The 20,066-nt window shown below is 37.1% G+C and carries 20 protein-coding genes; 13 read left to right on the top strand and 7 right to left on the bottom strand.

What is annotated here, in order from left to right; genetic code table 11:
• Positions 1-732 precede the first annotated feature (732 nt).
• The 3 genes from ectA to D9780_RS10460 are packed head-to-tail and all read left to right on the top strand — an operon-like array spanning position 733 to position 2,915.
• A complete protein-coding gene (gene ectA, locus D9780_RS10470) occupies positions 733-1,212 on the top strand; it encodes a diaminobutyrate acetyltransferase (RefSeq protein ID WP_121640049.1) in 480 nt (159 codons plus the stop codon).
• Positions 1,213-1,224: 12 nt separating this feature from the next.
• Entirely contained in the window at positions 1,225-2,511 is a 1,287-nt protein-coding gene (gene ectB / locus D9780_RS10465; RefSeq protein ID WP_371413651.1) for a diaminobutyrate--2-oxoglutarate transaminase, read from the top strand.
• Positions 2,512-2,528: 17 nt separating this feature from the next.
• Positions 2,529-2,915 (top strand): ectoine synthase, encoded by a 387-nt coding sequence (locus tag D9780_RS10460; protein WP_073005637.1) that lies wholly within the window; start codon positions 2,529-2,531, stop codon positions 2,913-2,915.
• Between the two features lie 226 nt (positions 2,916-3,141).
• On the opposite strand, the gene D9780_RS10455 is transcribed toward D9780_RS10460, so the two are convergent.
• Positions 3,142-3,444, bottom strand: coding sequence for a hypothetical protein (locus D9780_RS10455; protein ID WP_121640048.1), 303 nt, complete (start codon positions 3,442-3,444; stop codon positions 3,142-3,144).
• Positions 3,445-3,965: 521 nt separating this feature from the next.
• Between D9780_RS10455 and D9780_RS10450 the strand changes: the two genes are divergently transcribed.
• The 7 genes from D9780_RS10450 to splB all read left to right on the top strand — a co-directional run bounded on the left by D9780_RS10450 (position 3,966) and on the right by splB (position 11,075).
• A complete protein-coding gene (locus D9780_RS10450; protein WP_240458660.1) occupies positions 3,966-4,808 on the top strand; it encodes a metallophosphoesterase in 843 nt (280 codons plus the stop codon).
• A gap of 304 nt (positions 4,809-5,112) precedes the next feature.
• On the top strand, positions 5,113-5,928 hold the full coding sequence (locus tag D9780_RS10445) for a lipid II flippase Amj family protein (RefSeq protein ID WP_073005630.1): 816 nt from the start codon (positions 5,113-5,115) through the stop codon (positions 5,926-5,928).
• 238 nt (positions 5,929-6,166) lie between these two features.
• A complete protein-coding gene (locus tag D9780_RS10440; protein ID WP_121640046.1) occupies positions 6,167-7,354 on the top strand; it encodes a phosphoenolpyruvate hydrolase family protein in 1,188 nt (395 codons plus the stop codon).
• 251 nt (positions 7,355-7,605) lie between these two features.
• Positions 7,606-8,832 (top strand): Tm-1-like ATP-binding domain-containing protein, encoded by a 1,227-nt coding sequence (locus D9780_RS10435; RefSeq protein WP_073005626.1) that lies wholly within the window; start codon positions 7,606-7,608, stop codon positions 8,830-8,832.
• 1 nt (position 8,833) lies between these two features.
• Positions 8,834-9,658: a phosphoenolpyruvate hydrolase family protein gene (locus D9780_RS10430; RefSeq protein WP_073005625.1), complete on the top strand. Its 825-nt coding sequence runs from the start codon at positions 8,834-8,836 to the stop codon at positions 9,656-9,658.
• 114 nt (positions 9,659-9,772) lie between these two features.
• The gene (locus D9780_RS10425) at positions 9,773-10,054 is read left to right on the top strand and encodes a transcriptional regulator SplA domain-containing protein (RefSeq protein ID WP_305847178.1); all 282 of its coding nucleotides are present in this window, start codon (positions 9,773-9,775) and stop codon (positions 10,052-10,054) included.
• Positions 10,047-11,075, top strand: coding sequence for a spore photoproduct lyase (splB, locus tag D9780_RS10420; protein ID WP_073005623.1), 1,029 nt, complete (start codon positions 10,047-10,049; stop codon positions 11,073-11,075). Before D9780_RS10425 ends, splB begins: the two co-directional genes overlap by 8 nt.
• A gap of 453 nt (positions 11,076-11,528) precedes the next feature.
• Here splB and D9780_RS10415 read toward each other — a convergent pair whose 3' ends face one another.
• Positions 11,529-11,915: a TIGR02328 family protein gene (locus tag D9780_RS10415; protein WP_121640044.1), complete on the bottom strand. Its 387-nt coding sequence runs from the start codon at positions 11,913-11,915 to the stop codon at positions 11,529-11,531.
• Between the two features lie 119 nt (positions 11,916-12,034).
• Between D9780_RS10415 and D9780_RS10410 the strand changes: the two genes are divergently transcribed.
• Complete coding sequence (locus D9780_RS10410) at positions 12,035-12,853, top strand: ZIP family metal transporter (protein ID WP_073005619.1); 819 nt, start codon at positions 12,035-12,037, stop codon at positions 12,851-12,853.
• Between the two features lie 59 nt (positions 12,854-12,912).
• Here D9780_RS10410 and pabB read toward each other — a convergent pair whose 3' ends face one another.
• From pabB to D9780_RS21095, 5 genes are all read right to left on the bottom strand, one after another.
• Complete coding sequence (gene pabB, locus D9780_RS10405) at positions 12,913-14,511, bottom strand: aminodeoxychorismate synthase component I (protein WP_371413743.1); 1,599 nt, start codon at positions 14,509-14,511, stop codon at positions 12,913-12,915.
• A complete protein-coding gene (locus D9780_RS21650; protein WP_367112749.1) occupies positions 14,478-14,558 on the bottom strand; it encodes a hypothetical protein in 81 nt (26 codons plus the stop codon). The genes pabB and D9780_RS21650 overlap by 34 nt, the downstream gene beginning before the upstream one ends.
• A gap of 56 nt (positions 14,559-14,614) precedes the next feature.
• The gene (locus tag D9780_RS10400; RefSeq protein WP_121640042.1) at positions 14,615-15,217 is read right to left on the bottom strand and encodes an anthranilate synthase component II; all 603 of its coding nucleotides are present in this window, start codon (positions 15,215-15,217) and stop codon (positions 14,615-14,617) included.
• Between the two features lie 461 nt (positions 15,218-15,678).
• The gene (locus D9780_RS10395) at positions 15,679-16,728 is read right to left on the bottom strand and encodes a C45 family autoproteolytic acyltransferase/hydrolase (RefSeq protein WP_121640041.1); all 1,050 of its coding nucleotides are present in this window, start codon (positions 16,726-16,728) and stop codon (positions 15,679-15,681) included.
• Positions 16,729-17,227: 499 nt separating this feature from the next.
• The gene (locus D9780_RS21095) at positions 17,228-17,365 is read right to left on the bottom strand and encodes a hypothetical protein (RefSeq protein WP_162985840.1); all 138 of its coding nucleotides are present in this window, start codon (positions 17,363-17,365) and stop codon (positions 17,228-17,230) included.
• 342 nt (positions 17,366-17,707) lie between these two features.
• Here D9780_RS21095 and D9780_RS10390 point away from each other — a divergent pair, with 342 nt between their 5' ends.
• A complete protein-coding gene (locus D9780_RS10390; protein ID WP_162985839.1) occupies positions 17,708-18,955 on the top strand; it encodes a YeeE/YedE family protein in 1,248 nt (415 codons plus the stop codon).
• Between the two features lie 530 nt (positions 18,956-19,485).
• Positions 19,486-20,058 (top strand): DeoR family transcriptional regulator, encoded by a 573-nt coding sequence (locus tag D9780_RS10385; RefSeq protein ID WP_121640040.1) that lies wholly within the window; start codon positions 19,486-19,488, stop codon positions 20,056-20,058.
• Positions 20,059-20,066 lie beyond the last annotated feature (8 nt).

Genomic DNA, 20,066 nt, shown 5'->3' with positions numbered 1-20,066 from the left:
AAGTATAGAACCTCTAGGCTTATTAGTATAAGAAAAACGACGGCATTCCCATCGCCATCAAGGCGTGGTGGAAAGCCAAGTTTTTCTAAGAGGATAAGAAAAGTACTATTGGATACCGATTTAATGGAATAGCGACGTCCGGCTCCAGCGGACAGCAACTAGGCGACTTCACTCCATTGCCCTAAGCTGAGTCACTATCGGTTCGTGCTAAATAGGAAGGCCGACTAAAAACGGGCTTGCCTTCGTGCGTCGGCATACCCCTGTTTTAGTGGCAGGCTTCCTAAAACTTTCGTTGATTCGCTCCACTTGCTACGTTGCAAAACGGGCGCTTGCACCTTTTTTCTATTATAGAGAGTCACTTATTCGAAAAAAGGAATGATACCTACAATTAGTTACATTTACCATTTAATTGTATAATAACGCTAGCTAAAGTCGCAATAATTGTCGAATGGTAAGAGATGTTGTTTTATTTATCATCGAATTTAGATAACAATACTATTATTTAGAATTTTTCGTAGCTATTCTTAAAGGAGAGCATATTCTACAACCGTGAGGACTGCTGAACACATTTAATCTTCCTAAATGCTACTTAAAGCCTTTTGACGATGTAGTTGATTTATTTATAAGCTTATATAGAAGCTTATATTAAACGAAGGGAGAAGTGAAACCATCCAAACAGCAATTCGCACGAATTCAGTTAAAAGTAAAGTAGAACAAGAACTTACATTTCGTATGCCTACAAAAGATGATGGGGCAGCAGTCTGGGATTTAATTCATCAAATTGATAATCTGGATTTAAACTCTTCTTATAGTTATCTTCTATGGTGTGATATGTTTTCTGAAACATCTATCATCGTTGAGGAAGAGGGAGAAGTGGTTGGGTTTATATCCGGGTTTATCCATCCGAATAAACCGAATACATTATTTGTTTGGCAAGTTGCTGTTGATACTTCACAGCGTGGGAAGGGCCTAGCGACACGTATGTTATTTGAACTGCTAGAACGAAAGCAGTTAGCAGAAATTCAGTTTGTTGAGGCAACGGTAACACCTTCTAATTTGCCCTCACAGTATTTATTTATGGGCTTAGCTAAAAAACTAAATACAGAATGTGTTGTTGGTAATTACTATACTTCCGTCGATTTTCCACGAACAGGACATGAAGATGAACAGTTGTATAAGATTGGCCCTATTCCAAGGGAAAATAACAAATAAAAGGATGATTTGGTGACTACAACAGTTGTAAAAAATAGTCCAATGCAAGCATTTGAAGAATTAGAATCAGCAGTAAGAACTTATAGCAGAGGATGGCCGACGATTTTTGAAAAAGCAAAAGGCTATAAACTTTGGGATATAGATGGAAATATGTATATTGATTTTTTTGCAGGTGCTGGTGCGTTAAATTATGGTCATAACCATGAAAAGATGCAACAGAAACTAATCACTTATATACAAAATGATAATATTATTCATAGTTTGGATATGGGGACGACACCTCGTAAAGAATTTTTGCAGACCTTTTATAAGACCATTCTAAAACCACGAAATATGGATTATAAAGTGATGTTTCCAGGCCCAACTGGAACGAATACAGTTGAAAGTGCATTGAAGATAGCTAGAAAAGTAACTGGACGTGATACAGTAATAAGCTTTACGAATGCTTTTCATGGAATGACAATTGGATCGCTGTCGGTGACAGGAAATTCATTTAAACGTCATGGAGCCGGGATACCACTGCATCACAGTGTTTCTATGCCGTTTGACGAATATATGGATGATCAAGATTCACTTGCTTACTTGGAACGATTTTTAGAAGATAGCGGGAGCGGTGTCGCTTTGCCTGCAGCAATTATTCTTGAAACTGTCCAAGGCGAAGGAGGCATTAATGCGGCTAGCACGGAATGGCTGCAAAAGGTTGCTTTCATCTGTAATCGTTGGGATATTTTATTAATTGTAGACGATGTTCAAGCTGGATGTGGGAGAACAGGACCTTTTTTCAGCTTTGAGCTAGCTGGTATCATACCAGATATAGTGTGTATGTCAAAATCAATTGGTGGTATTGGACTTCCAATGGCCATTACTTTAATCAAACCGGAATATGATCAATGGGCACCAGGGGAGCACAACGGAACATTCCGAGGTAATAATTTAGCGTTCATCGCAGCAACAGAAGCTTTAACGGAATTTTGGAAGGATGAAGAATTTTCAAAGTCTATACATCGGAAAAGTAAAATCATGAAAAAACGTATAGATTATATTATCGAAAAATTCCCATCATTAAATGCGAAAGCTCGTGGAAGAGGATTGATGCAAGGGATTGCCATGGAGAAAAGTGAACTTGCGTCAGCCGTTTGTAAGGAAGCTTTTGAAATTGGGTTAATTATAGAAACATCTGGGCCAGATGATGAAGTTGTCAAGTTTCTACCACCGTTAACTATTGATGAAGCGGGGATCAACCAAGGGTTTGATATTTTAGAAGTAAGCATTGAACAGGTGTTAAACAATAAAGGATAAATAAAGGAGATACTTACATGATTGTTAAATCACTAGACGATATCATTGGCACTCGAGATGAAACATCGGGTAACAATTGGACGAGTCGCCGTTTTATCATGAAGAAAGATAATGTAGGTTTTAGTTTAAATGATACGATAATTAAAGCAGGAACAACAAATTTCTTCTGGTATAAAAATCATATTGAAGCGGTTTATTGCATTGAGGGGGAAGGTGAGATAGAAAAGCTGGAAACTGGTGAAGTATATAACCTGAAGCCAGGCACTATGTATCTATTAAACGAAAATGATAAACATGAGCTTCGTGCAAAAACACAAATGCGTATGGTCTGTGTTTTTAATCCTCCTCTAGTAGGAACTGAAACACATACAAAAGAAGGATATTACCCACTTTTAACCGAATAAACAGCAAATCTTTAGAGCGAGGGACATAAGTAAAAGGAGTATAAACGCGGCTTATCACCAAATTTTATGGTGAAAGCCGTCGTTTTGTTTTCCTCTACTATGAACCCCTCATTAGCCATACCATTTGCGGTAGTATGTAATTATGTCCCTTTCTCACTTATCATGATGTAAGAATTGTTAGTAGAGAGAACACAGTCAACTAATCACTAATTATTAGCACGGGTATTTATGAAGTTTTATCTTGTTTTAACACCGTTCGTTGGGTCGGAACGCCACCTAAATTAACGTTCCATTCTATAAACGTGTAAGGAGCCCCATCAATAATAAATCGCCCATTACCTTCATAGAAAGCTTGCTTTCCTTGTTTTTTTAATTCTTGTAAAATAGCTTGTATATAATCATCATAATTAACATAGCGCTCATCTAAATCAAGAACAACTTTCCCTTTTCCGTGTCCAGATAGGAAATGAAACAAAAACAATCCCCCAATAAAAGCTAGAGGTACTAAAATAATGCTCCATATATTCATATTTTTTGTCTCCTTTATGAAATAGTACGATGCAGAAAGAAAAATGTTTCATAATTTGTCTATAAAATCCATTAAATGTAATTTTCGCTGTGTAGGAAACGATAAAGGGTGCACTTAGGAAATAAATAAATAACTATTTATGCATGTCTTGATCCATCGCCCAGTAACTAAGCGACTTCATGAAATCACCCTACGACGGTTCTTCACCTTGCTATGACCTTTTTATCTTCGTTGATTTGTTCCATTCGCTACGTTATTAAACGGGTGCCTCTCGTTGTTGTTCTTGCGCTATATTTAATAGCATAGCACTACCAATGATTGCCATACGTCCAATTCCTGTTAAATAGCTTTAGGCTTCCTCTCGTAGTACAATGCCAATTAATGATCATCTATACGGTTTTTATTTGCGGTAATACTGATTATAAAATAACTGTCAACGAATTTTCCACTCGTATTTTTTCCATATATTGCTTTAGCCAGATGACCGAATTTGTTTATATAATAGTAGTGGAGGTGATATATTGTATATTGGCTTAGTAATATGTATTCTTTTTAGTTACTTGTTCTTTAAAGGCTATCAAAATACACAAAAATTCGTCGTTAATGAAATTACGATAGATACAGATGATAGCGATAATAAAGAAAAGGTGCTTCAAATATTGCATATTTCTGATATGCATTTAGAAAATATTTCCGTTACTCCAGATCGTTTAATAGAAAGCATCGGTTCTTATAATATTGATATAATCGCTCTAACTGGAGATTTTTTAGATCGGAAACGGAGTATACCTAAGTTAATTCCCTATCTAAAAGCTTTAAGGAATTTACAACCAGTGTACGGTTCATTTGCTGTTTTTGGAAATCATGATTATGTGTTAAAAGAGAAAAACTTTGTAAAACTTAAGAAAGTATTAAATGAATACGGTTTTCAAACATTACAAAATGAAAATAGACAAATAGAATTAGATGGGAAGAAAATAAATATCATTGGAATTGATAATTATTCCACGAAGCATAGTGATGTAAAAAAAGCTTTCACTGGTATAAATCAAGGAACCAATTTAGTATTAACCCATGATCCTAACGTTGTCATAACGATCAATGAATATCGATTTGATTATTTACTTTCTGGACATTTTCATGGTGGGCAAATCCACTGGCCAAAACCTTATCATCTAAAAAAAATGGGACAGTTGGTCAAAATGAATATGATAAAGGGGCTCCACAAAATAAATGGGCGTCCTTTCTATATTAGCGAAGGGCTTGGTCAAACCGGCTTTAACATTCGTATTGGTAGTCGTCCGGAAATAACTATTCATCATTTTGCTGTAAATGGTAAGGTAGAAAAGGCGATTTTAAAATAAGAGACCAGTAACATGAGAGAGGTTACTGTAAATTTGTATGTGAAAAGTTTAACTCATTTCCTTCACCTTCTAGTAAATTTAAGGTGGAGGATTTTTATAAGATAAGAAAGCTTTTGTTTTTCTGATACTTTGCTATAGAGCAAAACAATTTCTAGTTAAAAAATGAATAAAAGTGTACATGAATAGAGTTTGCAAATCACTATGTTGTAAAAATTGATAGAAAGAAGATTATCTATACATTTAAAACAAGATTATGGTAATGTAAAGCTATTGTTTTATCTTTTTGGGAAGGAATGTCATCCTTATGGAAGTTTTTACTGGGAAATTAATCCTTATTTTCTTGTTTATTTTTGTCATACACAGTATTGAAACTTTAGCTTATGCAGTGCGATTATCGGGGGCTAGAGTGAAAATGATTGCCTCTGCACTTGCTTTATTTAATGTAATGGTTATTGTATCAAGACTAGCCAATATGATGCAGCAACCGTTTACAGGGAGCCTTATTGATACAGCACCGCCAGTGTATGCGCTACAAGTGGTTGAAGATCAATACCGTATATTAATTGGAGCTTCTACTGCAGGTACTATCGCAGGTATTATTGTATTTCCAACGTTTATCGCCTTGTTTTCTAGAGCTATTATTCATTTGGCGAATGAAAAAGGATCTATACCTGCGCTTATAAAAAAAGGCTTTTCAATGGAATTTTTTATGCGCGGGTGGAAACATTTTCGCTTACCAAAACGTACGGATATAAAAGAAATTCGTTTCAGTGATATACCAATGAAATTATTTCTTATGAATATGATCATAACAGCTATTTACACAATAGGTGTGTTAGCTGCTTTATACGCCTCATTGCTTGTACCAGAACGTGCAGCTACAGCTGTCATGGCTTCTGGATTAATTAATGGAATAGCAACAATTTTACTTGTTGTTTTTGTAGATCCAAAAGTTTCTGTTTTAGCAGATGACGTGGTGAATAACCGAGGGAGTTATCGAACTTTAAAAGGCGTTTCGCTTATGATGGTAACCTCGCGTTTGTTCGGTACATTATTAGCCCAAGTACTATTTATTCCTGGAGCAAAGTATGTTGCTTGGTTTACTAAGTTTATCGTTTAACGATAGGTGTTTATTACATAGCTCGTAATAATTAGTGCGCTTTTTATTATGGGCATGGTTTTGCGGGGAAGTGTTTTTCAGTAAAAGTATAAAATTCTATATTTTTAGTATGATGAAAACTACATATTTTGTCTTCAAAACTTGGCTATCAATCAATTTTTATATACATATTGGTTATGCAAAAATAACAATATTAATGTATAGTATATTCAAAACAAGCTAGATGGAGAGTAAATGGATGGTATATAATAAATGGCGTTTGCTTGAAAAGTTAAATCAACAAATAAAAACAAATAGGCATGTGATTGGAGTTGCAGCTGGATCTGGGCTTACAGCTAAGTATGCAGAGCAGGGCGGAGCTGATTTTATCTTAGCATTATGTTCTGGGCGTTTTCGCCAAATGGGTGTTAGTTCTTTGGCTGGTTTTACAGCTTGTGCGAATAGCAATGAATTAGTTATGGACTTTGCTTCAAAAGAGTTGTTGCCAGTTATGACAAAAATTCCAGTTATTTTTGGATTGTTTGCCACCGATCCTATGCTTCATATGGAAGACTATATTTCACGTATTAAGCAATATGGTTTTATTGGAATTAATAACTATCCGACTGTCGGCTTAATTGATGGTCAATTTCGAGAGGCGTTAGAATCACAGGATATCACTTTTTCTAGAGAAGTAGAGGCTATTCGAATAGCAAACCAACTTGATTTATTTACAGTAGCATTTGTGTTTAATCAATCACAAGCTATCGACATGCTTCATGCTGGGGCTGATATTATTTGCGTACATTTAGGTTTAACAACAGGCGGTGTGTTAGGAGCAAAACAAATTCAGTCTTTACAGAGTGCTAAGAAGTTAGCCGTAGATATTTTTCGAGCATGTGATGAGCTTAATCCGAATATAATTAAGATGGTTTATGGTGGACCTGTCAATAGTCCAATTGATGTGCAATTTATGTATGATGGTACGGGTATTAATGGGTATATTGGTGGGTCCGTGTTTGAACGCATTCCAGCTGAGCAAGTAATTAAAAATACAACCAAATCCTTTAAAGAAACGTTTAACATTCAATATGAAGCTTCTATTCAAAAAATAATGGAAGGATTTGCAAATAAAGAAGACTATGTAGAGTTTATTAAAGACTATATCAGTAATCATTATATGGAAGAAATCACCTTAAGTGATTTAGCAAATATTTTAAACTTATCCAGAACGTACGTAAGCACGCTTTTTAAAGAAGAAGTAGGCGTTTCTTTTGTTGACTACCTCATCAATTTTCGATTAAATCGGGCTATTGAAATGATGCATACGGAAAGATTACCCTTAGCAAGAATTGCTGAAATGGTCGGATATGCGAATTACGTACAATTCAGTAAGATTTTTAAAAAAAGAAAAGGAGTGTCTCCAAGCCGATTTTTGAAGGAGTAGTATATATTATGGGTGATGGTTAATACTTGAATTATAATCCCATTTACGTTTTTTTAAAGGAAATTACAAACGTGAAATCGTGTTAAACGTTTGTAAGTGAACATAAAGACAAAATGAACATACATAACGACATTAATTTTCACTTCCGAAAACGGTATCATATAAGTGAGGGCAAAGTAATTTTAAATTACTACTGCTTTTACTTTCACAAATGGTGCCGTTTATTTATTCACGAAAAAGGAGAGAGTACATTGACAAAAACGATAGCTTTAGCAGGGACGTTTGATACAAAAGGAGAAGAATTTTTGTATGTAAAACATCTAATTGAGTCATTAGGTTTTAAAACCTTAACCATTCATACTGGTGTATTCAGACCACAATTTCAACCAGATATTTCAAATGAAGCCATTTTTCAAGCTGCTGGGGAAGACATACAATCCATTGTAGCTGCAGAAGATCGAGCGAAAGCTACGCTTGTATTATCAAAAGGTATGGAAATCTTATTACCTCAACTGTATAAAGCAGGAAAATTTGCAGGGGTACTCTCTTTTGGAGGATCAGGTGGAACTTCCATTGTAACTCCTGGGATGCGAGCGTTACCGATTGGCGTTCCAAAAGTGATGGTATCTACAGTTGCCTCTGGTAATGTAGCCCATTATGTTGGGACAAGCGATATAATGATGTACCCTTCTATCGTTGATGTAGCAGGTTTGAATCAAATTTCTACAAGAATATTTTCGAATGCTGTGTTTGCGATTGCAGGGATGTTACGATTTGAAAATAATCAAAAGATAGAACAAAAACCACTTATAGCAGCTACCATGTTTGGTTTAACGACGCCGTGTATTAATTATGCGAAGGCATATGTGGAAAAGCAAGGTTATGAAATGCTTGTTTTTCATGCCACTGGGATCGGCGGTAAAACAATGGAGAGTTTGATTGAAGATGGGTTTATTGCAGGTGTGCTAGATATTACTACTACGGAATGGGCGGATGAGTTAGTTGGAGGTGTATTAGCAGCTGGACCGAATCGTTTAGAAGCAGCGGCTAAACATCACATTCCACAAGTGGTTTCTGTTGGGGCAGTCGATATGGTTAACTTTGGACCTTATGAGTCGGTTCCTGAAAAATTTACTGGGCGCAAATTTTATAAACATAACCCAACAGTGACGTTGATGCGCACAAATGTAGAGGAAAACAAACGCATTGGAGAAGTTATAGCTAAAAAGTTAAATTTAGCACAAGGGAACACTTCTTTAATTTTACCATTAAAAGGATTATCAGGCTTAGATGTAGAAGGTCAGCCATTCTATGGGCCAAAAGAAGATCAAATGCTTTTTCAAACGCTAAAAGAAAACGTTGACAGAACGAAGGTTCAAGTAATTGAATTGGAAAAAGCAATTAATGACCGTGCTTTTGCAGAAGCAGCAGCCGAAAAACTTATTCAATTAATTGAAAAGAGAAAAGGAGAGAAATAGCATGTTAAGTAGAAAAGAAATTATACAACGATTTCATGAACAAATAAATGAAGGTAATGTTTTACTTGGAGTAGGGGCTGGTACTGGGATTACTGCAAAGAGCAGTGAAGCTGGTGGTGCTGACATGTTGATCATTTATAATTCTGGACGTTATCGCATGGCAGGCCGTGGTTCTCTAGCTGGGCTTCTCTCCTATGGAGATGCTAATCAAATCGTCGTAGAGATGGGCAATGAAGTTTTACCAGTTGTTAAAGATACGCCAGTTTTAGCAGGTGTAAATGGAACAGATCCATTTCGTGTCATGGACGTATTTTTAAAGCAACTGAAAGACCAAGGATTTAGTGGAGTACAGAATTTCCCTACTGTCGGATTAATTGATGGTGTTTTTCGTCAAAACTTGGAAGAAACAGGGATGGGTTATGATTTAGAAGTAGACATGATTCGTAAAGCACATGAGCTTGATATGTTAACTACCCCATATGTCTTTGATGAAGACCAGGCTAAAAGAATGGCAGCGGCTGGAGCTGATATATTAGTAGCCCATATGGGTTTAACAACAAAAGGAACCATTGGCGCTCAAACCGCATTAACATTAGATGATGCTGTGGAGCGTATTCAAAAAATAATTGCTGCAGGTAGATCCGTAAATCCTGAAATCATGGCGATTTGTCATGGTGGACCAATCGCAGAGCCCGAGGATGCTGCTTATGTGATTAAAAGAGTCGATGGGATTGTTGGCTTTTTTGGAGCTTCCAGTATAGAACGATTTGCAGCAGAAAAAGGGATTAAAGAACAAGCGGAAGCATTTAAACAAATTGGTAAGTAAGTTTTAACAATACTTGTACGGAAGTCATGTTTATGTAAAAGAACTTCCCTAATTTTAATTATTGATTTGACATTTTTGTAATAAAAGGGGAAAGATTGCGCATAATGAGTGTAAATGCTAAGAAAGCTAGGTGAAAAAATGGAAGTGCATCATCATTTTCAACCAGGTGAAGTTGTTTACATCATTATTCGCAATCCACATGCCCAAAATGTTGCACACATTCAACAAGCTGCTGTAGTCGAACACCCAGAGCAATCCAATGAGTTGGCGCTATTTATCCATGAAACGTACTATCCTTTAACAGAGGAAGTAGCTGTGTATAAAACATCGGATGAAGCTGAAGCGGCATATGCCTCAGCATTTGGCGTGGCGGAGCAGGAAGGATATTATGGTTAAGCCGTTTGTGCCGCAGCTTGTTTATGTGGAACCAAAAGCATTGGATTATCCTTTAGGGCAAGAGCTCGTTACAAAATTTGAAAATATGGGAATAGAGATTCGACAAACTACTTCTCATAATCAGATTCGTAATTTACCTGGAGATAACCATTTTCAAAAATATCGGGTAGCAAAATCTACTTTAGTAGTAGGATTACGAAAAACGTTGAAATTTGATACGTCAAAACCTTCTGCCGAATACGCTATCCCTTTTGCTACAGGGTGCATGGGCCATTGTCATTATTGTTATTTACAGACGACGATGGGGAGCAAGCCGTATATCCGTACGTATGTTAACACAGAAGAGATATTTGAAGCTGCAGAGGCGTATATGGAAGAAAGAGCCCCAGAAATTACACGTTTTGAAGCTTCCTGTACGTCGGATATTGTAGGTATCGATCATTTAACCCACACATTAAAACGGGCAATCGAATTCTTCGGGAAAACAGAGCATGGACAGTTGCGATTTGTTACGAAATTTGCTCATGTTGATCATTTGCTCGATGCTGAACACAATGGAAGAACTCGCTTCCGCTTTAGTATAAATGATGATTACATTATTAAATACTTTGAGCCGGGTACGTCCAGACTTCATGAGCGGATAGAAGCCGCTGCTAAGGTGGCTAATGCAGGTTACCCATTAGGTTTTATCGTTGCACCAATTTATTTACATGAAGGTTGGAAAACGGGTTATTACGAGATGTTTGAAAAATTAGAAGCAATGTTGCCAGAAAAAGCGAAGAAAGATTTAACTTTTGAAATGATTCAGCATCGTTTTACGAAGCCAGCTAAGCGTGTAATTGAGAAAAATTATCCAATGACCAAGTTAGAGCTAGACGAATCAAAACGAAAATGGAAATGGGGCCGTTACGGCATAGGAAAATATGTATATAAAGATGAAGAACAAGCTGATATAAAAACGACATTACATGGGTATATTCAAGAGTTATTTCCAGCTGCTAAAGTGGAATATTTCACGTGATAAAATGTTTATCTTTAGAATTTGTGGCAACACCATAAGAACCTTTTATAAATGAGGGCTGCTAAACCGTTAAGGTGGTATAAGCAGCCCTTTTTCTTATGGTCTAGGAAATTATAAAATTTAGCAGCTGTGGATAAACTTACTAAGTTATTTAGCCACGTCCGGCTCCAGCCCCCAGCAACTAGGCGACTTCACTCCATCGCCCTACGATAAGTCATCATCGGTTCGTGTTAAAAAGGAAGGCCGACTAAAAACGGGCTTGCCGCCCACGGCATACCCCTGTTTTAGTGGCATGGTTCCTAAAACTTTCGTTGATTCGTTCCACTCGCTACGTTGCTAAACGGGCGCTTGCGCCTTTGTTCTTACGCTTAGAAAAACGGGAGCTTCTCCTAAAGATTTTTGGTTTATAGTAGCAGAAACAACTTTTGCAAGACCAGCCTTCTATAAAATAAATTAAACTAAAATATCAATGCCTTTTTCTTTTAAGTTCACAACACATTCTTGTAAATATGTGTCGTCATGTTCGGGGTAGACAGGCCATTCATTACTAATATTTTCTTCCCCTGCATAGAGGCTTTCTTTTGTATGTTGCTTACATTGTTTCCCTCGGTAAAATGCGTTTTCCCATAAAGGATCGACTCGATATCCTCTTCCTTTCATTTCTTCCATAATGAATTGGTGATATAAAAACAGGCGATATGGAGAGTAGTGAAACACGTAATTTACAATTGCGTGACTTTTTCCCCAACCGTTTCCTCGTAAAGCACAACATTCTCGATGTTGCCCTAAAAGTTGTTGTCTAGGTAATTTTGTGATTAGCTTTTCATGCCAAAGTCGCATAATGTTATGTCCCCTCCTTTCAATAAATAGTGTCGTAAATAGCTTGTTAATGTGCCAATAGGATAATGTATGATAAAATGGCAGTATGGTAAATAATTGATATTTTGGAGGGTATGCGCATGCTCGTAGATTATTTTCTTACATTACATCCAATAATTCAAGCATTAATTGCAACTTTATTTACATGGGGGATGACAGCACTCGGCGCGGCTCTCGTTTTTACAACCAAAAATTTTAACCAACGTTTTTTAGATAGCATGCTCGGTTTTGCAGGCGGCGTAATGATTGCAGCTAGTTTTTGGTCGTTATTATCTCCAGCGTTAGACATGGCGGAAGCTAATGGTGACACGCCATGGGTTCCTGCCGCTATCGGTTTTATGTTTGGTGGAATAGCACTTTGGGGTGTTGACAAGGTATTACCACATTTGCATCCTACTTCTCCAATCCAAGAAGCAGAAGGGATACATCCAGGACGTAAAAAACGTAGCACGCTGTTAGTTTTGGCGATCACGTTACACAATATTCCTGAGGGCTTAGCCGTTGGTGTCGCATTTGGAGCTATTGCTGCTGACCTTCCAACAGCGACTATTACAGGGGCAGTAGCCTTAGCAATTGGTATTGGCATTCAAAATTTCCCTGAAGGTGTTGCGGTATCAATGCCATTGAGAAGGGAAGGGATGTCTAGGAAGAAAAGCTTTATGTACGGTCAATTTTCAGGAATGGTTGAACCAATAGCTGGTGTTGTTGGTGCTTTAGCTGTAACGTTTATTCAGCCATTACTACCATATGCACTTAGCTTTGCAGCCGGAGCAATGATTTTTGTAGTGGCAGAAGAGGTTATTCCTGGGTCGCAAGAACAAGGCAATCGTGATTTAGCCTCCATGAGTTTAATGGTTGGCTTTACAGTTATGATGATATTAGATGTTGCGCTTGGTTAAAGAAAAGCTCCAGAATAGACAAATCTATCTGGAGCTTTTTACTTCTACAAAATCTATTTTTACATTTGTTCCCTTTCAATGGTAACAGGGACCCAGCCTCTAACGCTGTTAATAAGCCAAATATTCGATATTTGTTGTAAATCTGTAATAGTAATGATTTTTTCTTGCACTTCTTTTGTTTCAAGTACATATTGACGGAAGGTTCCTGGTAGCAACCCGCATTCTACTGGGGGAGTATAATATTTTTTATCTATTTCTACGACCACATTGCCAATGGTAAATTCGGTAACTTGCAACTCATCATTCCATAATAAAACGTCATCAGCATCGGGATGCTCTGTTAAAAATGCTTCGTATATTTCTCGGTTTGTCGTTTTATGATAAAAGAAAGGGTTTGTTTTGTTTATTGCCCGTGTAGCAAGACGGACATGCAGTTGTTTTTTTAACATGCTTATCGGCTGCAGATCTAAATTAATTTGCCCAGTTTTGGATAACAATAAACGCAATTTGTGCACTCTTGTATTCGATTGCTGGGCAATTTGTTCCAGTTTCTGCTTTATAAATAATGGATCAAATGGGTAAGAAAAATGGGTAGCCGATTTTTCCATTCTGTTTAAATGGTACGCAAGCAATGGATAGCAACCGTTTTCTAGCCGAATACTTTCCAGTAAGTCAAAGCTATTTTTCTTTTTTTCTAACACGAGCGTTTTGGCAAGCATTTCTTCATATTCTTCCTCCGCTGTTGAATCCCAAGTTATTCCTCCTCCTACACCGTAAGTAGCTTCATTACTAGTGTTGTCAATGGATACTGTTCGAATTGGTACATTAAAGATCGCTTCATGTTCAGGAGTTATGTAGCCAATTGCACCACAATAAATATTGCGCGGTGTTTTTTCTATATTACGAATGATATTCATGGTGCTGACTTTTGGTGCCCCGGTAATCGAACCACAAGGAAACAATGCTCCAAAGATGCTCGTTAAATTCGTTTCCACTTCTGCTGTAACAGTTGATGTCATTTGAAAAACAGTGGGGTAGCGTTCTATTGTAAACAGTTCAGGTACACGTACGGTGCCGCGTTTTGCAATTCTACTAAGATCGTTACGTAATAAATCAACAATCATCACATTTTCCGCACGATTCTTTTCAGAATAATAGAGCCAATCCGCATTTGCTTTATCCTCTTCGATTGTGCTACCTCTTTTTGCAGTTCCTTTCATCGGTTTTGTAGTAACTACCCCCTTTTTCAAATGAAAAAAAAGCTCTGGGGAAGCCGATAAAATAGAATAATTGCCCGTTTGTAAATAAGCAGCGTAGTTTGCAGCTTGTGAAGCGGCTAATTGCTCATAATATGCAAAGCTATCACCTGTAAAATAGCTCCTTAAGGGAATGGTATAATTAACTTGATATGTATGACCTTCTTCAATCTGCTGTTTAATATGTTCAATTTGCTGCTTATATTCTTGTTCTTTGATATCCATTTGCCATTTTTGAATGGCAAATGGACTCACTCGTCGTTTGTGAGGTGCCTCCGCTTCTGAAAAAATACCGAACCATATTAGCGGAAAGCTCCCGTTTGTATGTACTTGAAAAGCTGGGTCAAATGCTGGTGCAGCTTCATAAGCTAGAAACCCTCCTGCGTAGTATCCAGCTTGAATATATTGCTCCACCTTCTGCAAACAAGGGACAACTTCAGATAACTCATAGGTGGAAATAATGGTAATGGGATCTTTAAATGCAACAGGTTGCTGTTCGTTAAAGTCAAATTGCAGGTAAATATTTTCCATTCTTATAACTTCCTTTGACAGTAAAAAAATTATGAAGTAATTCGATTCCACTTTTTGATAAAATTGCCTCGGGATGCGCTTGTATGCCTTCTATTGGATAAAGTTTATGGCGAAGCGCCATGATTTCTCCCTCTTTTGTCGTAGCGCTTGTTTCTAAGCAGTCTGGCATGGATTCTTTATTTACAATGAGGGAATGATACCGAGTAACTGCTAGAGGATTATTTAGATTTTGAAACATTCTTCGATTATCGTGGGTAATGAGAGATACTTTACCATGCATGGGTTGCTTTGCTTTTTCAATCGTGGCGCCAAAAGCTTGGGCAATCGTTTGATGACCAAGGCATATACCAAGTATAGGAAATTGCTGGTATAGTTTCGTTACAATTTCTAAACAAATTCCAGATGAATTTGGAGTTCCAGGACCTGGAGACAGGACAATCGCTTCTGGCTGCAATTGTTGAATTTCTTCTACAGTGATCGCATCATTTCTTTCAATAAGCACTTCCAAATCAAGCTGTCTCATATATTGTACTAAATTGAAGGTAAATGAATCATAATTGTCAATCATGAGTATCATAAAATGACTCCTCGTATATTAATTTAGGTGTTATATTCATCCGTTATTTTTCTAAGATTTTATTTGTTTTCCTAATCCAAATTGTATACGTACTTGAACCCGTCGTTTTTCACTATAGGCGGACGCTTTCCTCATGGTTGCTTGAGTCTCCTCACTCGCAAAAAACGCCAAGCTCATGCTTTTCCAGCAGGAGTCGACACCTTTCCTTCCAAGCGAATGATTATGTGCTCCTACTATTACTGGACAGGTCCAGTTTTTAGCCGTTTTTTTGAGATGTATTTGTCCCTTTGTTCCACTATCGGAAAAACGTTAGCTTTTGCCATAAAACTTGGCGACAAGCCAAGTGTTTCTAACGTATATAAGTATAACATAGATAGAAGGTAGAAAAGGCTTCAAGTAACCAGAAGGGAAACATCCCCACTGGTTATGTTGAGAAAAAATGATTCGTGCTTCTAGCACCATTAAAAAAGTTTCATGTTTGCAAAAACTTCCGAACTATGCAATTCTCCTTTTATTCGTTTCATATTCGTGTCTTTACCTTGAAGCCAACGGTTAAAGTCAAATAGTAAAGGCTCTCTATCTCCTCCTAGCGCAAACCACGCAAGTTTACTTTTAGGTAAATATAGCGCCGTATGCAATGTTCCAGCCCAAGCCCCATATTTCGTCGAAAATATACCATTATTTGACTGATTGAGCATTTGGAAAGCTTGATAACGGGTATGGATATGTGTAGACTGACTTTCTATTGCATCGTAACGTCGCAAGGAATCATCCATGCGAAAACGGTTTTCTTCAGATAAATGCTGAAAATGATTTGTGCAAATAGAAGCATTGTGTACCACAACATCTCGAGGAGAGGCTTCGACGACTTTTCTCATGCCATTTTTATCGAGTAAGGCGTAACTAAAAGAGTGTCGATGTGGTATTTCCCTTAAAAGTGCGACAGCCTCTTCTACATTTTTACATGATTCCAAAATAATTCGTCCAATCATATTACATAAAAATCCGTCAGCAGACTGCTTACGATTAATAAAGTTATAACCCATTGCTAAACCATGCTCGTTCATCCCATCTGTTCGCCCTGTTATTTGCATTGTAGGGCCGAGAGCGGCGTATCCATAATCTGTAGGTTGATACAGTAAATAACGACCTTCATAGGTAGAGGGTGCATTATCGTAATTTCGCACCATGTAATCCGTATTTGTGTAAATCGAGCAGCCACTACGACCGTACTCCAAATAATATCCACCAAAATCTTGAATTGCTTCATTAATATTCATTTGTAGAGCATCTTTTAGACCGTGAAGTTCATCCCAGATACCAGGTGCAAATTGAAATAATCGTTCTTTTATTTTGTTGTCATCTATTATAAAATGGCGTTGCTTTTTTGCGGCCCATTGCTTTTTTCGATTGGGTAAAATAGGCAAATTTTTTAATAGCGTTCCTTGGTAATAACCAAAGTCGTAATGAGTTCCACGAAATTGATTAATATCACTATAAACTTGTTGCATGGAGAACCTCCCTTTCATTTAGAGGCTTTTGAGTATGATATACGAACATTCAGTGGAGGATGTACTTAAACTCCCTGATGAGTCAAGATTTCACATTATATAGGAATATAATTCATTTTTCCGTCATAGAATTTTTCTAAAAGGAAATATAAGTGGTGCGTTTGAATCGTTTGAAGCTATATAGAGTTTACGCGATGTGTAAAAAAAAGCATAATAAAATGCTTTATGAAAGTAGTGCTGCTTTTTAACATATGTATTTTTAAAGACTTACTGGTGGCAAAAGGCTGCCGTTACGCTTGTACTGTACTATAAGGGATCCAATTTTATCTTATGAAAATGCTAAACAATTGCTTATCTCCGAGCATGTTGGTGCAATTTTTTGTTTTACAATAAACCAATGTATAAAAAATGAAACTTAGCGATAAGCCAAGTCTCATGAAGAATTTTCGTTTTGCAACGAGCTTTATTTCATTAAATTTAGGTACAACAATGTTAATGCTTAACGATTTTGCTTTTTTATTTCCTGATTCATTGGATTTTCTCTGGAAAATTCAACATCGGAACGTAACTTATTGTGTTTATTTTGATTGTTTTGCTTATTTTTGTCTTTGTTACGGTTTTTGTTTTGTTCAGACATGTAACTTCCTCCTTTGCTATACGTAGATTTTCCATATAGCAAATAAATTATGTATATACCTTGGGGGCTATGGATTATTAATCGTGCTGTTTTCGGTTTTGAAAGAGATAGAATTTAAAACTGTAGAGAAGGCTAGTTACAGCGATTTTGAGAAGTGAAGTTTTTTCTAATATTTTTTACTCAATAAGAAGGTCTAGCGGTGTATCGTATAACAACAACTACAGTTTCGGCTATAAAGATTAGCGACAAGCCAAATTTTCTAAAAAGTATTGACACGTATTTGTGTAGAATGTATTATTATAAATTAAATCCGACTAATTTTATAAGGAAAGGATGTTTTTAATGAAAGTTCAACCAGTTAGTGAAGTGAAAAACCCTGTACGTACGGATCAGTTTCAATTAAACAAACCACAAACTACTTTCATTACAGGCGGAATCATTGTTGCTTTTCTCCTTGGAATATATTTAGTTACTACTCAGGAAATCACCCAGCCAATTTTGTTACTACTTGGTTTGTTATTAGGTTACACATTGTTTCACGCACGTTTCGGTTTTACTTCTGCCTTTAGACGTTTTATGTCTGTAGGTAATGGAGAAGCATTACGTTCTCATATGCTCATGCTTGCTGTAGCAGTTACGTTGTTTGCCCCAATTCTTGCTTACGGTTATTCTTTTTTTGGTGCAGAAGTAAACGGCTATGTTTCGCCTGTTGGTATTAGCTTGCTAGTTGGAGCTTTCGTATTTGGGATAGGCATGCAACTTGGTGGTGGATGTGCTTCAGGGACACTTTACGCTGTTGGTGGGGGGAGAACGGTTATGTTTGTAACACTCCTGTTTTTTATTATTGGGTCTACCATTGGCGCAAAACATCTTCCTTTTTGGACAGAAGATTTACCGAGCTTTGCACCTATTTCATTAGCTACATCTACGGGCCTTGGGTATGGTGGCGCATGGTTGATATCAATTATTTTGTTTGGCATGATTACATGGATCACGATTGTTGTAGAGAAGAAAAAACAATCACCTAAAATGGCATCTGTACCTTCCGAAAAAGGCTGGAAGCGTATATTGCGGGGGTCATGGCCTTTACTTGCGGCAGCGGTGGTATTAGCTGTATTAAATGCGCTAACACTTATGACGCGAGGCACACCTTGGGGAATAACATCTGGTTTTGCACTTTGGGGCTCTAAAATTGCTGCACTTATAGGTGTGGATGTAGCAAGCTGGGGTTATTGGCAAGGGGATAATGCTCAAGCATTACAAGCTTCCATTTTTGCTGATTCCACAACTGTACTGAACTTTGGCGTTATTATAGGAGCTTTTATAGCTTCTGCTGCTGGTGGTTTATTTAAATTTACACGTTTAAATTTGAAAAATGTCGCTGCATCAGTTATCGGTGGATTGTTAATGGGTTATGGAGCCCGTTTAGCTTTTGGGTGCAATATTGGCGCTTATTTTGGAGGAATTGCCTCATTTAGTTTACATGGCTATATATGGGGGATTTTAGCGCTAGGAGGAACATTTATCGCTTTATATGTACGCCCATTATTTGGCTTGTCTGTACCAAAATCAAAAGATTCGTTTTGTTAAGTGAAACTGCCGGAGATTCTTGCGGCAGTTTTTTACTCTAGAACAAATGAGAACTGGACAAAGGGAGATTGAGTTCTTGGTTTGTAGAACGTGATAGAAGAAGCCAGCTAGTAATCGATAGCACGGTAGCTGTTAGATTTTAGAACATTATCAGCGGAACTTAACGACCCCAAATTGGAACCAGGAGAACTTGGTCTACTTTGCGACATATATGCTAAAGAAAATAGACTTTATGTAATTTCTAATAGCTTTAGTAGTGGCTATTTGTTTTTGAAGGTTTATATGATAGGTAGGACTATCCATTGTTCCATCGCAAGCTAACTGATTTACAGTAGCATAATTGAACATTTGCACAAGCCTATTTTATTCCCAACTAGAAGCGAATAAGTGGGTGAAATTTCATTTTATGTGAACTTTGTCACAAATAAGTTCACAAACATGTCACGAAAAAAGGCTTGTTGTATCCGATTGCAAATGATATATTTTGTTTTAGATTGTTAGAATTTGTTATGGAATGAGGGGAGGTATCTATGTTACCACTTGAAAGGAAGGAACGTATTAAAGAGCTGATCTTGCAGAAGAAAAATTTGAAAATTGCAGATTTAAGCGACATGTTTGGTGTATCAGAGATGACCATACATCGTGATGTTAAATCCTTGGAAGAAGAAGGAATTGTTACAAAAACCTTTGGTGGCATATCCTTAGTGCAAACAGAGGAAAACAGGCAGGATAGGTGTGTTTATTGTGCAAGGTCAATAAATGAAAAAATGGCTTATCGCTTAATATTGACGAATCATAACATCGAAGTTACTTGTTGTGCCCACTGTGGCTTACTACGCCAACAACAACTTGGTGATAAAGTGAATCAAGCCATCTGCCCTGATTTTCTAAGGAGTACAACCATTAGTGCTTCTTTAGCTTGGTATGTGACGGATACTTCTTTACATATGGGCTGCTGTCATCCGCAATTATTAACTTTTGAGTACCGAGAACATGCTGATAAATTTGTAAAGGGTTTTGGAGGAAAAGTGTATTCATTTGATGAGGTACAAGAAGTCTTACATCAACAAATGAAAGGATCGACACAATGCAAGCATCACTAAAATTTTAA

The organism is Virgibacillus sp. Bac330 (genome assembly GCF_003667845.1).
GTDB classification, from domain to species: Bacteria; Bacillota; Bacilli; order Bacillales; family Amphibacillaceae; genus Virgibacillus; species Virgibacillus chiguensis.
The sequence above is the reverse complement of the archived record's forward strand: the minus strand, read 5'-3'. Positions and strand labels throughout refer to the sequence as shown.

Bases quoted from the DNA above. Each gene is read 5' to 3' on its own strand.
- ectA (WP_121640049.1), top strand. From the start codon at position 733: ATGCCTACAAAAGATGATGGGGCAGCAGTCTGGGATTTAATTCATCAA.
- D9780_RS10460 (WP_073005637.1), top strand. From the start codon at position 2,529: ATGATTGTTAAATCACTAGACGATATCATTGGCACTCGAGATGAAACA.
- D9780_RS10455 (WP_121640048.1), bottom strand. From the start codon at position 3,444: ATGAATATATGGAGCATTATTTTAGTACCTCTAGCTTTTATTGGGGGA.
- D9780_RS10445 (WP_073005630.1), top strand. From the start codon at position 5,113: ATGGAAGTTTTTACTGGGAAATTAATCCTTATTTTCTTGTTTATTTTT.
- D9780_RS10440 (WP_121640046.1), top strand. From the start codon at position 6,167: ATGGTATATAATAAATGGCGTTTGCTTGAAAAGTTAAATCAACAAATA.
- D9780_RS10430 (WP_073005625.1), top strand. From the start codon at position 8,834: ATGTTAAGTAGAAAAGAAATTATACAACGATTTCATGAACAAATAAAT.
- D9780_RS10425 (WP_305847178.1), top strand. From the start codon at position 9,773: ATGCTAAGAAAGCTAGGTGAAAAAATGGAAGTGCATCATCATTTTCAA.
- splB (WP_073005623.1), top strand. From the start codon at position 10,047: ATGGTTAAGCCGTTTGTGCCGCAGCTTGTTTATGTGGAACCAAAAGCA.
- D9780_RS10415 (WP_121640044.1), bottom strand. From the start codon at position 11,915: ATGCGACTTTGGCATGAAAAGCTAATCACAAAATTACCTAGACAACAA.
- D9780_RS10410 (WP_073005619.1), top strand. From the start codon at position 12,035: ATGCTCGTAGATTATTTTCTTACATTACATCCAATAATTCAAGCATTA.
- D9780_RS21650 (WP_367112749.1), bottom strand. From the start codon at position 14,558: ATGAGTTATCTGAAGTTGTCCCTTGTTTGCAGAAGGTGGAGCAATATA.
- D9780_RS10400 (WP_121640042.1), bottom strand. From the start codon at position 15,217: ATGATACTCATGATTGACAATTATGATTCATTTACCTTCAATTTAGTA.
- D9780_RS10395 (WP_121640041.1), bottom strand. From the start codon at position 16,728: ATGCAACAAGTTTATAGTGATATTAATCAATTTCGTGGAACTCATTAC.
- D9780_RS21095 (WP_162985840.1), bottom strand. From the start codon at position 17,365: ATGTCTGAACAAAACAAAAACCGTAACAAAGACAAAAATAAGCAAAAC.
- D9780_RS10390 (WP_162985839.1), top strand. From the start codon at position 17,708: ATGAAAGTTCAACCAGTTAGTGAAGTGAAAAACCCTGTACGTACGGAT.
- D9780_RS10385 (WP_121640040.1), top strand. From the start codon at position 19,486: ATGTTACCACTTGAAAGGAAGGAACGTATTAAAGAGCTGATCTTGCAG.